Raw genomic sequence first — 13988 nt, 5'->3', positions numbered from 1 at the left:
TTCTTGTCCTAGGTTTTTAGAAAAGATCGCTTAATCTAGGATCGTCTTATAGAACGAATAAGTCGTTCGCGCAGGAAATAAGCGTTTGAGGATGCTTGTTCGACTAAAGCATCTAATAACACCTTGCATGCAGAGTGCAATTTTTCCGGAATGGATGCTTCGCCGGTTTCCAACAGATATCTTTGTAAGATGACTTTGAGATAAAACACTGTATTTGTTCCCGACATCAGCTTTGATCCACCGACCTTTAGCTGCAACATAGATAATGTCAACAATCCGTTCGGAACAAATAAATCTGGGAAGTCGTATAAGAAACGACAATATGCCTCGAACACCAAAGGGTTTGCTCCATGTTCTGCACAGAAACTTGAAATATCGTCTTTTCCAAGATTAATTACATGGTCATCCGGACGGACTCTTGACCACCCAAAATCATAAAATAAATATCCACTAATCAGCGTGTTCACGTCCTGTTCACGATAAGGAAGAAATTTAGCCGGTTTATGCCCTATACAAATTTTTCCTAATTCTGAGGAAAAAGTACGCCATATATCCCAATACGAATCAACTTGGTTATGAAGATCAGCTATACATAGATAATTAATCAAAAATGAATGGACGATATTGGGTGCTTTTTGACAAATATCGTTTAGTTGATTGAGGAACGTCTTCTTTTCCTCATCAGGGGAGAAGAACACAATCTCTGCTAGGTGGCGAGGAAGCTTCATAAATATTTTTTCATCAATTTTGTTACCACTATACTGCATTTCCTTAGCTTCTATTTCAGCGCAAAGCTCTAGCATTCTGGAAAGAAAATTTATCTGAACGTGATCGGTGGTCCCATTGGGAACAATAAGACAAGGAACGAGCATATTCCAACCGCAGTGTGTGTTAAAAGTAAACGATAATTCAGGCACATCGACATTACCGGATATCATTTTTTCACAGAATGTAACAATCCAATCAGGATCATTTTCTTCAAAAATTCGATCTCCTTCTGATGATTTTCTTTTGTTCTCCCGTGCATCAATCATCGCTTTTGCATATGCTATAGTGCCATAGAAACAAATTTTAGCGAATTCAGAATCGCGAGACCAAAGATACTCACGAATTCCTTTTGCTGCGGATTCACGAACATTTTTGTTTACATGAGTCAACGCAGTTACAATCAGCATCTTTAGAGAATTTCGGTCATCTTCCGTTTCAAAAAAATCAAAAAGAATAGGAAGTATTGACGCAACGGCGGCAGCACCGGAATGATCTGTAACATCCATAGCATCTATGGAATAATCATTGTCGCGAGTTTCCGGCAAAATAGCCGTGCATACCCTTTCAATTGCCCATTCAACATCATCTTCTTTTAATTTTGAACCATGATCGCGAAGGAATATCACTGCAGCTCTACAAATACTTCCAGCTTGCATTAATTCAACTTCGCGCACCTTCCCGTCGGCAATTAGATTCCACAGCTCTTTTGCTTCCGACAAAGCTTCTGTCCAATCCCCATATGAACTGTTTTCGTACACTTCATTTTTAAACGCGGCATCCGCCCATAAAGTTAAAGCCACAAATCGATTTAATTGAGCCATATTCGCAAATGTTTTGCTTTGTTTTTCCTTGAGATCTGAGTCCATATTTTTGGGAACAAAAAAAATCTGCTTTTTCTCCTTATCAGCAACAGGGTTCATACATCGAGAATCAATGCGATGGAAACGAAATTTCCAGCGCTCATTATCACCCACAACATCTTTCAATTGATCAAGGATATTAAAAACTTCATCGCGGATATCTCCGAATTGAAGCTTAAAAACTAATGTTTCCAAGCTTTCGTTTCGCCATGTTCGCGCTGCTGCAGTTTTTCGTTCTTCTGCATAAAAGTCAGCATACGGGTCGGGATTAAATAATCCTCCAAATAGATTTATTCCTCGTTCTCGGCTTTCTTGAATAGCTGCACGAATCAAATCTTTTTCATAAAATTTTGGAACACTTAAAAGTGGAAGAGATGCTCTCCCTAATTTATCTGGAAAGCCTGTAGCAACTGATGCTAGAACCGCAGTAGTTAACACAGAATTACTTTCGCTCAGAATAATTAAAAACAATGCTTCCAAATAGAGTTTATCTTCAGAGCGATCCACTGTTTCTATCAACCAGTTTTCGAGCGCCATCAATGCGGTTTGTAAAAGGCACGGGGTAACGGTAGCGCTTCTATAAGCAGACCATAATCTTTGGGTACAATACTGAAGGCGCGTTTGTCCATTTGGAAGGTTGATTTCAATTACAATTTCGTCCGCTGATTTAAAAGAATCATTGTCAGGGGACATTCCATCAAATTCACTGGGGCCATCAAGCCCTGATATAATATACGATTCCGTTGCGAAATTACATATCCTTAAAATAAAATCTAATCCGATCTCAGGATGGAATCGAAGCAATGGAAAAAATGGCCCCTTAGATCCGCTGGCTGGAAAAAATTTTGTTCCAGAGTGATGATCATTTATTGCGAAGCAATCTCCAACATCCCGGCGGAAATATTCTCCATAGAACCTCTCAGAAGGTGGCCATGGACACCGATCAATCATCCAAATTCTCCATGCTACATCAATGATTAATTCCGGTTGATATTTACACAAGATTGCGGTGATGGGATCAGTTAACGCTAGATCTAGCAGCAGATCGGCATAATCAGGGCGGTTGTATCTATCTTCAATATCAAGGACGCCACGAAGCAGCTTTTTAATTTCAGGACCAATCGCTACAGTAGTCTTTATGATCACGGTGAGTAATTTTTTAAGTCTGTTATGATTGCGATAATCGGATCTGAAAAACTGAAGCATATGAATTCCCAACAAGCCGGTAGCCCGGACTATGTCAGAAGCAGGTGAAGTAATAGTAATCGTTTGCGCATATTCGCTTAAAACTGCTACGATATCCTTGTAATATGTTTCATTGATGGAATCTTTGTTTTTATATAAAAATTGAATAATGATATTCCATCCAGTTCCGGTAGGTATCAAGAACTGCGGAATTGTGGTGTTATTCTCCTTTGATATTTCTTGAGTTATTAACTGAGATGGTTCTTTTGAAACAATTCGCAAAAGAAAGCAAAACCGTTTTAGAAGTTGCCCATTATTTTCAAACAAGGAATCTTTGAGTTTTTCCAAAGTATCCGACAGATTTTCGTCCAATAAAATGGCTGTAATCGCTTCGTCTCTCCATATTTCTTCCTCTGTATTATCTTTGAATAAATCAGAGAGAAAATTCCAAATGTGGGGGTCCGTTTTGAGTTTATTCGTTAGCCATAATCTAAAAGCGCGATTCATTGCGGGTTCTGTTCCAACCGCGCTTATAAAATTTTTTATGTCATTACCGCCGGCAGTGTATGCTTCATCAATAAACCTTTCTAATGCCCAATCCTCCAGTACGTCATGAGTTGGACTAACTAATCCATTATGGACGTCTCTTCGGACTAACTGATCCCCCTCAAGAGCTAACAAAGCTTCTGGATCAAGGCCATCTTGCGGAATCCCAAAAACCATATTTTTTGCACGGCGGACTGATATATCGACAAAGGTGTTTTTTCGTTTAATAGGGAGTCCATTTACTCTACAGGATTCTTTAGAGATAACATCATTCCATATGGCTACCCGAAAAACGTGTTCTCCTTCTGTTGATGATAACCGAGTTCCACTAGAAGATGCTTGGTAAGCAAGACGCGCCATAAATGGGTTTTGGAATAATAATTTCAATTGCTCGTTTGTCTTGAATTGTTGCATGGGGATAAGCTGATCGCAAAAATAACTAACCTCTTCTTTTGTAAATCCCGTTAGGGTTAATGATCGATAACGAATATCGTGAGGGGTAAGAAAATTAGATACTATTTGAGAATGTGCATAGTCTCTTCCAGAGGCAATTACCGTCCATTCTGGCCGTTTCTTCAAAAATGTAAACAGGTCAATAAACGCTCCGGTATGGGTAAGTTCTAGTAGCTTCTTTTCTAATGATTCGATTACTAAAAACCGACGTGGTATTAATGCTAAATTTTCTTCAAGAGTACCAAGAGAACCATGGAGGCCAATGCTTGTAAACACAGCATCCAGATGAGGCTTATCGAAGTCTTCTGCCCTTAAACAATAAACCGATGTAGATTTGTCTAAAGTATTGATAAATTGGCGGATCAAACTGGATTTCCCGCATCCTCTCTCACCCTGAATTAATACAAAACTTGTTTCTTCGCAAATAGCGTGTAGATGACAGATAAAATCATTGCGCGGAAGAGTTAACCCACCAATATCAGATTTTATTCCATCAAGAATATATTCTCCGTGTTCTTGTAATTTTTTGTGATCCTGATGCCAATGTTCATTAATGTTTAACTGTGATTGAATTTCTAATTCGGAAAGCAAATCGGATGGAAGTAATGTCCCCGCATTTTGATTCGCAGATTGCACCACACTTTTTAGTCTAGCCCATGAGTTTTCTGGTGTATTGCCTGCAAAATGACGTAATATCGCAAGTAAAAGAGGATAGGTATTCCCAGAATCGACATCTAAATCATAAGACAACAAATGGAAACACTTTATGAACTGCCAAAACGTATCGTCGTCTATTTCATTTCCTTCATTTGCATTTTTTAGTTGTGTCCGAATCGCTGCAAGTTTTCGTTTTTTTATTTCACTGCTAAACCCTAAAGAGTGTACTTTTTTGAGGTAATCTTGGGCATCTTCACTATGTCGAGCCCATTCTAATAAAGGCCTGACATTCACGATGTCAGTAGCGCTCATGGGACCCGTGATCAGAGCAATTGAATCTATTGTCGGGTCAAAAATTTTATTATTTGTGAAATCATTCCAAGCTGCCTGGATCACTTCACCGAAAATCTCGTCTGTTTCTGTGATTGTGACTGTATGTTTAATTTGAGTAAACAATTTGGCTTCAGACCCTGTTTTAGAATCATTAACGAAAACAATACAATCGTCGGTTTCATAGCCTGCATATTTGCCTTGTAACTTGATTTTTTTTATTGGCCACGGAGGAAGACATGGTACTGAAACTTGACCGAGCATGAGTACCGCAAATGCCGATTGAATATTCATTTCAAAATTAGATCCCCCTCCGCCAGCGGAGAAAGGATTACTCTGTTTTTTTGTACTCATATTCATAAATTTTCAAAGATTTTTTTGTTATATTTTTATGTCTTTCAATTGATTTTTAACTTTAGAATATAAAGATTCTTAAAAATCAGTCAATAATGACACTAAAATCATCACAACTCTGTAACCTAAAAAAGAGGCTACCGTAGTGTGCACACAAAAACGCTGCACCCATTTCGGCTATCAGTTCTTCTTTGGCTTCATCGGATTGACTGCATGACGGAGCGCTGATTTCTTTACGATTTAAACGCCGCTCATGGCCGGTGGCATGTATCAGTTCGTGAAAGAGCGCTTCCCAATAACCGTGCTCATTGTGGAAAAACACTCGCGGTGGCATACGAATCACATCAGTGACCCGGTTATACGCCGCATACCGAGCATTGTGCTGGATGTGCGGCGGGTTGGGCATTTCCTTCATCAGCCGCAGAGCTTCATCCGATTTCAGTTCCGGTGAAGGAATCTTGGTATAATCCGGCAGTTTCTCTTTGGGCAGCCCGTCGCACTGTTCGGTGTTAAACACATAATAGTATCTGAGCATCGAATAGCTGTGCACCTGACGGGGTGTTACACCGGGATCATCAACTTCGGATTCTTCCAGCGGCTTTTTCACCTGCCGGCGAAATACAACAATGGCCGCTTTCTCGCCTTTACGAATGGTGCCGCCAAGATCTGAGATCTGTTTAAACGTCAGCCAGTACGGCGAGGCAAATCCCAGCATGTGAAGCAGGAACAGATTAATGCCCTGATACATTTTGCCAGAAATGAGATTCTTAGGCGCCAGCGCCGGTGATGTCCACGGCTGTTTCCACGGCAGAATGCCGGTGGTTTTAATCCGTTCAATAAAACGATCGGTAATGATTCGGTTAATGTCTGAACTTTTCGTTGTCATAGTTTTTTCCTGTTGCAGTTAATAAAAAAAGCCCGCCGGTTGAGGGCGGGCAGCGGGGTTCAGTTATTGTTACGGTTATTCTTCTTGTGCGGATTCCAGTGCGGTAAACGCATCCAGTTCTGCAATGATGTCGCAGGTTGCATCGTCGATCAGCTTTGCCCATACGGACAATGCTTCCGGACTGATCGGGATGGTGTCTTCGACACAGTATTTCAGCGTTTGAAGCATGCGGGATAAGCCAATGATTCGTTGTGTTTTAAAATCAATGATCTTCCGCATGCGTTCATACAGCTCCATCAGCTCCGGCGGTATAACGGTTGTTTTCATAACACACCTATGCCGCTTTGGATTTGATCTGCTCGACGGTCTGTATCCATTTTTCATTCACCCGCACCGGCATTTGAAGATAAAGCGTTTTCTCATTCTTCAAAACCACCGGAGAACGGCTGGATTTGTCACGCGGGACGAGCAACGTTGCTTTTTCCTCGTCGGTGAGTGCGACCATCGCCGGATTCAGCATGTACCCCAGCGCAGCAGACGCCCACACTGCAGAATGCTTGCCTATACCTTCGATGGCATATGCATCCGCTTTCTCCGTGGACGGAACAACTCTGCGCCACTCCGGACACTTTACTTTACCGCTGAGCTTCACCAGTACGATACGCTGGGTGTTATTAATTTTAACACCGTACGCTCCCGGTGAGGTTTTCAGCAGGAACCGGTCGGATCGCAATCGCACCCCGTCAACTGCTGTAACCAAAATACCGTTTTCTTCTTTGGTGACATGAACGCAGTTGAGTTCCATGCGTTTTATGTCAGTGGATACGCAGGACACCACCGCCCGTAAGCGTTGAAAATCCTGTTTGTGTGTTTTACTGGACAGTTCGATTATATTTCTTCCGAACATAATGTGCTCCTTTCTGTTGTTGGTTCAAAATGAATGAGTCCCGCCCGCCGCATGGAATAAAGCGGGCCGTTGCCGACGATCAAATGATCTATGACCGGAATACCGAGGTGCCTGCCGGCGTTCATTAATTCCAGCGTGGCCTTTCGGTCTGTTGATGATGGCGCTCCGGATCTCCGGATGGATGGTTATGCACCAGAATGATATGGTGTGCATTATCCAGAATGGCTGGGCGGAAAACCTCCCGGGCATGGATCTGCACCTTATCCAGAATTCCGAGCGTGACCAGATGACGACGGATAAGCTGATGTTTGACGTTGAGAGTCAGTACAACAAAAGCCTCCTGTGCCAAAAGGCGCATATCTGCAACCACTGGCTCCACCGCTTCGGGGTCGGCAATTTCTTCACCGCCCGGCTCTTCTTTCGCCATCAATTCTGTTTTTAGTTCGATAAACAATGGGTTCCTCCCTGATTTAAAATGAAAAAACGGAAGCCCGGTGTGGACTTCCGCTTTGAAAAAACTTTGGAATGCATTCCAAAAACTCAACTGCCGGTTTTCAGCATTCCGGCTCCGCCGATCTCGTTGAGTTTGGCAACCAGATCCATCCGTTTGAATTCCAGATGAAGATTGCCGTTCTTGTAACACTTGAATTTGAAATATTCTGTTTCACCGCTGTTGACTCCGATCTGGCGTGTTGTACTAACGGCATCCGTCAGATCTCCGCCGTAGGATTTAACCACGCCTTTACTGTCCAACAGTGAAAACGCATTGCATAGAACGCGAGCGCATTGGCAATAGTGATGCCGGATTTGAAATCCTTTCGACCAATTGGGTTCCACCCAGTATTTCAGAATGATTTTCGGGCCGAGTTCCCACCTGGCATTCTTCTCGTTGGTTTTGTGAGTAATCCGGCGAGGACGCAGCATATCAAAACACTCCATGATGGAATCTTTTGCTAACTGCCCAATCTGCGAGTGCAGTTGCTCAAGAAATCCAAAGATGGCTTCATCGGTAATATCCGGCAGACCTTTTCCGCTTTCCAGCTGCTCATCGAGTTCTTTGGACTGTTTGGTACACATCAGATTCCGGATACCAAGGCGTCCGACGACGACACGCCATGCTCCTTTTTTGATGTTGGACAGAACATCAGCTACCAATTCGTCAACGGTGTAGCGGTTTGATTTATCTGAAAATACATGGAAATAATAGCTGGCACCGAAAGCACTGGACAGCCGGTTTCTTGCCGCTCCCTGCAGTTTGTATGCCTGTTTAATCTCCTTTGCTGCTTCGTGGTAGGCGACCACCATTTCATGGACGGTGTGCCGCTCAATAAGTGCTATTGTATTCATAATATCTCCTTGTTGTATTTAATGCGGATGGTTTGTTTAATGGCGGTGATTTGATAACTAAACCCTCGTGGGGAAAATGATGTTAGGAAAGGATGGTTCGTATGATTGATCCGATGACAACGCTGGCTTTCTCCCTTTATGAAAATAAAGGCGTCTATGCTTTTTTGCTCGGCTCTGGCGTATCCCGGGCCGCAGGTATCCCGACAGGGTATGAAATCATGCCGGATTTGATTAAAAAGGTTGCGGGGCTAGAAGGAGAAGAGGCTCCTTCAGATCCAGAAAAGTGGTTTCTGGAAAAATATGGCCAATCCGCAACCTATAGTAATATCATTGAACATTTGAATGGGACACCTGAGGAACGTCGGAACTTTTTAAAGAAACACTTTGAACCTACCGATGAGGAACATGAACAGGGATTAAAACTTCCTACTAAAGCACATGATGCGATTGCCCAGCTTGTGAAAGATGGATTCATTAAGGTAATCATCACAACAAATTTCGATCGATTGATAGAATCAGCATTAGCAAAAGTAGGAATCACTCCCACAGTATTGAGTTCGCCAGATCAACTAGCAGGGGCAGTCCCCTTAGTACATTCAGATGTAACTGTTATCAAATTGCATGGTGATTATCTGAATTCTTGGATGAAAAACACTGACACCGAGTTATCTGAATATGATTCAGAAACCAATAAGTGGCTTGATCGGATTCTTGATGAATATGGGCTGATTGTTTGCGGATGGTCTGGGGATTGGGATCATGCTTTGCGTGCTGCAATTGAACGATGCTCGAATCGGCGATTCTCAGCATTTTGGACTGCTAGAGGTGCGTTGACAGATACTGCCAGTAAACTGGCAACGTGTCGGGATGCAAAAATCATCCGCATACAAGATGCTGATATCTTTTTTGAATCGGTTCGGGATAAAGTTCAAGCGCTCTCCGACTCAAACGCACGGCATCCTATATCTAAGAACATCGCAATTGCTCAAATAAAACGTTACCTCATGAATCCTTCCTCTGAAATTGCGTTAAAAGAATTGCTTTATAAAGAAACTGAGCGTGTTTACGCAAATATCAGCAATAGTAATCTGACAACCATTAAACAACGGATTCAAATGTATGAAAAGGAATGTGATTTATTGCTGTCTTTAATTATTGAAGGGTTTTTCTGGTGTAAAGACGAGCGCATCAAGCATTTTATTCGAGCAATACAACAGCTTATAAGTTTAGCAGATCCTTATCGGTCTCGTGTATATTCTAACTTACAAAAATATCCGGCATTATTGCTTTTTTATGGAGCATCATTATCTGCCATCGCAGATGGAAATTATTCCTTACTCAAAACTATTTTTGATTCTCTAGAGATACGTGATACCTCTGGAACGTATCCGTTTTTTTAGAAGCAACTCCCATGCAAGTAATAGACAAAACCGAAGCTATTATAATGTTTGGCAAAACGTATACGGCAACCAGTTGGCATATATTTGAATATATGAAACCTTTTTTAAAAGATTACTTGCCAGGGGATGGTGCTTATAAAAATTGTTTTCACCGATTCGAGTATCTTTGGGGAATGGCATGCATTGGTATGGAATTGCAAGGACATGTAACAGTGAAGCCCGTTGGCTGTTTTTTACCTATGTCTGAATTTAACTTGGGACAAGGCATATCAGCTGTTATCGGCGAGGAGCTCGAAAAATATGGTTATGATTGGCCTCCATTAAAAACGAAGTTTTTCCCAGGCACTTTTGCTATGGCAGAAGAGGCAAAAGAAAAATACGATGAATATTTGCAGAGTAGAATACATGATTGTTAATGACAAAGAAAAGGAGCGCTCCGCAATGGAGCGCCCATGTGATTAAGCCGCCTTAGCCAATGCCGGTTGTTGGTGCCAGGCCTTGCAGTCGCTGGCATACGGACAGTCTTTGCAGTAGAATCCGGTTTCTGCCGGATAATACACCTGATGCCGGATCATCTGCTGGGCTCTGGCAATCAGCAGCGCCATCCGGCGTTCATCATCTTCTGTCCGGTAGGTCGGATGCTGCTCATAGCCGGGAACCTTGGTTTTGGTAACGACATCGAAACGGATCTCCGGACGAACACTATAGAGTTGATGCCAGGCATAACTGTAAACGCTCGCCTGAAACTTCTTATCCGCATCGCCTTTGCTCCACTTCCGCGCAGCAGTCTTCCAATCCACGATCACCGGCTGGCCGTTACGCTTAATGACAGCATCAAACTCGCCGATCAGCGGAAGTTCAATGTAAGAGCCATCCGGAGCATGTACCGGCACGCAAAACGGCTCGCTGACAGCCTGTACCTTGTCTGCCGGATCAATGTGCTCCAAAAAGCAACGTACCATATTCCGGCCTTTGACATCCAGTGACTGGATATCTTCCGTTTCCGGAAACTTGATTTCTTTATCCCGGTTTGTCAGCTCCCACAGTCTTGAGAACATCCGTTCATAGCGTTCGATGCTGGGTATCCTTCCGGCCTTCAGTCCCAGAAAAACAGTTTTCAATGTCCGGTGTACGCAATCTCCAAAAACCAATGAAGCACTGTTAAATGCTCTGGGTATCCGCGCAACGCGCTCAAAGTAATATTGAAGCGAGCAGACATTCAGCAGCTGGTTGATTTGCGAGTTGGATAAATGCGGACGTTTTCTTAATTCGCGTAGATTCATAATTTCTCCTGTAAATGAAAAACCCGGAGCGTTGATTCACTCCGGGTGAGATAAGTTTTGAACGGGCTATGCGGCCAGAGAGGTATCCTTAACCTGATATGTTCCGTCCGGTTGACGAACGTAATATTCCTGACAGCCCCAGATATCCAAGGCGGTTTCCCATGCCGCCGGAGATTCTTCCGGCAAACACGCAAACCCAAAGATAATCTCACCGTTCAGAATGATGTAATCACCCGTATTGCAACCGATGTTTTCATCGGCATAACGGACATGGAATTTGTACATCGGGAGTTTCCGGCTCATTTCCACAATGACCGGATCGGGATGCGCCCAGGCTGTGCTAAATTCAGCAACATAGTCATCGGCATAGCAGTCATACGCATTCCACTTCGTGTTCCAGTGTTCATTTCCCCAGTCGTTCGAGAATGTTACTCCGTATTTATCCGTGAGATCCAAAAGCTCCTCTACTGAGACGGGAACACGCTGGTCATCAATTTCTCGCCATCGGCTGTATCTGACTCCGTCAATAACACATGAGCCGGCATAGATATCATAAAGTTCCTGAGGCATTGGAATGACCCGGTTGAAATCAACGTCTCCGTCATCATCAACCATGAGTTTGCGAAAGGCTTTCATAGCACCCTCGTCGTCCGACCTGATTACTGTTTGTACATGATTTGGCATATTTTTCTCCTTATAGTTTCTGGAAATAAAAAAGCCGCACAGAACAGGGATTATCCTATCTGTACGGCAATGAGGGCTGATTTGATTATTAAGCGGCCAACTGGAGTTCTTCCACCATCGCGCTGGCATTTTTGCGGGTCAGCTCGTAGATGGATTTGACATGGAATTTCTCAGTTGCAACCTGGTTGAGATCCGCCAGAACTTTTCCCTGTTTTTTACCAAGACGCAGTATGAAATTGACCTGCTTGTTGGTTATCTTCGCAGGAGCTTCAGAACGGGCTTCTGAGCCCTTTTTCTGGCTGGGTGAAGCCAACGCCTTCTTCGCTGCAATCTGGCCTTCTACGGTCGATTGTGTCAGCTCAAATGACGAATGGAATTCTTCCATCAATTCATTCTGTCCGAGGTTTTCCGGCAGCTCCCGTTCAATGGAAGCTGAGAAGGATTCTGTACTGTATTTTTCATTCAGCGGAACCTTCTTTGAATACGCAGCACGCAACTTGTGCATATGATCTCCTTTCTGTTATGGATTGACCAAAATGGCAGTTATGACGTCTAACCGCCTCCTACACTTATTATTCCGCTGAATTTGCAGGATTTAAGGCGTACTCGCTTCCTTGGATCAGGCCGGGAAATGTCATGAAGTCGTGCAATCAAAGCCGGAAAATGCCTCGAAGTCGTGCAAACAAACCTGGTTCATTGTATCATAAATCTCGATCTTAATGCCGCTGGAAGATCTATGTTTAGCTGAAATGGCCTGCACCCCGGCATGGATTCATCAAAGCCTCAATCAAAACTCGGCCTAAAAGCGCTGGTAAGCGGCTTGATGGAGAGGTCTGTTTTAAGGGAATTCATATAAAACCATACTTCTCTCGGGAGATAAATGGAGCTGGAAGTAAGTTGATTAAATAAAAGCCCCGGCAAAGAAATCTTCACCGGGGCTGGATTTTATATGCCGTATTTAGAATACGTTAAACTATACTGGTGAATAAAGGTACTCTTTACAATCCGGATCAGGCGAGTTGTAGGCCGAGTCCAGCATATCAACTACAAATACAACATCTCCCATTAATCGTTCACATAATAACTCTGGAGTGTTGATTTCATGCTTATAAACAGGAATTGGATCATCCGATTCACCATTTGCGTCCTTTGATTCTGCCGTGTTATCAGCAGGGTTATCATTTCCATCTTTTGGACTGACCAAATGCTCCACGATTTCTCCAAAACTAACGGCTCCATATCCGGCAAGATCATAGTCCCTATCGGAAAAACAATAACAGAGAGTTATATCTGGATCGTATTTCGACATGAAACTGTAAATGCCTGCCAAGATCTCCGCAAAGTTGGGTTCTAACGTAACAAACTTCAAAATGGAACTTGTTGATCCTTCTTCATCAAGATAGAAGGAAAACGACCGGGCGAACTCCCTTAAATCAAGTTCCTTCGGGTATGGAACATAACAGGCTTCATTATATGTATTCTGCGCCCATAATGCTGTTTGCAGCTCACGATAGATTGCAGCACCAGATTCCAGGAGCTTTTCAAACAAAACCTCACAGCCATGTTCTTCGATTGTCGTAACATTATTATAAACGGCCACGAACAATGATATGGGCGAGGTGAATGTAATTTCCTGGGAAACAAGATACTCAGGTTCAGGTTTCGGCCTGTTTTTTCCTTCCTCGTACTTGGCAGTCAAATATTCAGGGAAAAAAGCCCGGCAGAGATCTTCATCAAGTACCCCGTCTTTTATCACAGCAGCATCTGTTTCTGCTGAATTATATCCACCTCCTTCTCCATATTTAGAAATCTCGCAATGATAGCGATTGCCAGGATAAATAGTATAATGGCCGAGATGGATCTCTAAGCTGTACCTGCATTTTTCATCATCAAACGGATCGTTTGCCTCACAGAAACAGGATATTTGAGTGGTGATCATTTCATTTAGCGTATCTGCTAATCTGAATTTGAGCATAGACTCGCTTGACCCTTCAAGATCCAGATAAGCCCAGGCGTTAGGATCATCCGGTTTAAAAACCTTTTTAAAATCATAACTATGCGTATTACATGTGTTAAGTATCCTGAGTAAGCATTCATATCCATTTTCTCGTGAGCCAGCAGCTCCGGCATTTACCAGGCGGTGAAAGAGATCTTTAAACAGATCTGCTGCCGCTGGTTCAGAATTGAGAACGAATACATACAGGGATGTTGGCTCGGCAATATATCTTTGGTCATGCCGGGTTTGTTGTCTTTTGTCTGCATCTACTAAATTATTCATTATTAACCTTTCTTAAATTTGGTTACTTCAAAGGGACTGTCAGCCAGTTG

12 protein-coding genes are annotated in these 13988 nt (G+C 42.9%); 2 read left to right on the top strand and 10 right to left on the bottom strand.

The window, feature by feature from the left end:
* Positions 1 to 35: 35 nt before the first annotated feature.
* The 6 genes from WC959_01480 to WC959_01455 all read right to left on the bottom strand — a co-directional run bounded on the left by WC959_01480 (position 36) and on the right by WC959_01455 (position 8293).
* Entirely contained in the window at positions 36 to 5153 is a 5118-nt protein-coding gene (locus WC959_01480; GenBank protein MFA5687814.1) for an ATP-binding protein, read from the bottom strand.
* 85 nt (positions 5154 to 5238) lie between these two features.
* Entirely contained in the window at positions 5239 to 6039 is an 801-nt protein-coding gene (locus WC959_01475; protein ID MFA5687813.1) for an ArdC-like ssDNA-binding domain-containing protein, read from the bottom strand.
* Between the two features lie 75 nt (positions 6040 to 6114).
* On the bottom strand, positions 6115 to 6366 hold the full coding sequence (locus tag WC959_01470) for a hypothetical protein (GenBank protein ID MFA5687812.1): 252 nt from the start codon (positions 6364 to 6366) through the stop codon (positions 6115 to 6117).
* 7 nt (positions 6367 to 6373) lie between these two features.
* Positions 6374 to 6946, bottom strand: coding sequence for a hypothetical protein (locus WC959_01465; protein ID MFA5687811.1), 573 nt, complete (start codon positions 6944 to 6946; stop codon positions 6374 to 6376).
* A 124-nt stretch (positions 6947 to 7070) separates the two neighbouring features.
* Positions 7071 to 7400, bottom strand: a complete 330-nt coding sequence (locus WC959_01460) for a JAB domain-containing protein (GenBank protein MFA5687810.1) — start codon at positions 7398 to 7400, stop codon at positions 7071 to 7073.
* A gap of 86 nt (positions 7401 to 7486) precedes the next feature.
* Positions 7487 to 8293, bottom strand: a complete 807-nt coding sequence (locus WC959_01455) for a DUF4942 domain-containing protein (GenBank protein ID MFA5687809.1) — start codon at positions 8291 to 8293, stop codon at positions 7487 to 7489.
* Between the two features lie 101 nt (positions 8294 to 8394).
* Between WC959_01455 and WC959_01450 the strand changes: the two genes are divergently transcribed.
* Both WC959_01450 and WC959_01445 read left to right on the top strand, forming a co-directional pair.
* Entirely contained in the window at positions 8395 to 9693 is a 1299-nt protein-coding gene (locus WC959_01450; protein ID MFA5687808.1) for an SIR2 family protein, read from the top strand.
* An 11-nt stretch (positions 9694 to 9704) separates the two neighbouring features.
* Positions 9705 to 10109, top strand: coding sequence for a hypothetical protein (locus WC959_01445; protein MFA5687807.1), 405 nt, complete (start codon positions 9705 to 9707; stop codon positions 10107 to 10109).
* A gap of 42 nt (positions 10110 to 10151) precedes the next feature.
* Here WC959_01445 and WC959_01440 read toward each other — a convergent pair whose 3' ends face one another.
* The 4 genes from WC959_01440 to WC959_01425 all read right to left on the bottom strand — a co-directional run bounded on the left by WC959_01440 (position 10152) and on the right by WC959_01425 (position 13938).
* The gene (locus WC959_01440) at positions 10152 to 10976 is read right to left on the bottom strand and encodes a PD-(D/E)XK nuclease family protein (GenBank protein MFA5687806.1); all 825 of its coding nucleotides are present in this window, start codon (positions 10974 to 10976) and stop codon (positions 10152 to 10154) included.
* Positions 10977 to 11042: 66 nt separating this feature from the next.
* Positions 11043 to 11660, bottom strand: coding sequence for a hypothetical protein (locus WC959_01435; protein MFA5687805.1), 618 nt, complete (start codon positions 11658 to 11660; stop codon positions 11043 to 11045).
* A gap of 88 nt (positions 11661 to 11748) precedes the next feature.
* Positions 11749 to 12165: a hypothetical protein gene (locus tag WC959_01430; protein MFA5687804.1), complete on the bottom strand. Its 417-nt coding sequence runs from the start codon at positions 12163 to 12165 to the stop codon at positions 11749 to 11751.
* A gap of 468 nt (positions 12166 to 12633) precedes the next feature.
* Positions 12634 to 13938, bottom strand: a complete 1305-nt coding sequence (locus WC959_01425) for a hypothetical protein (protein MFA5687803.1) — start codon at positions 13936 to 13938, stop codon at positions 12634 to 12636.
* Between the last annotated feature and the right edge of the window lie 50 nt (positions 13939 to 13988).

The sequence above is a fragment of the Kiritimatiellales bacterium genome (assembly GCA_041656295.1).
Taxonomy (GTDB): domain Bacteria; phylum Verrucomicrobiota; class Kiritimatiellia; order Kiritimatiellales; family Tichowtungiaceae; genus Tichowtungia.
Note: the sequence above shows the minus strand (reverse complement) of the source record. Positions and strands in the feature narration are given on the sequence as shown.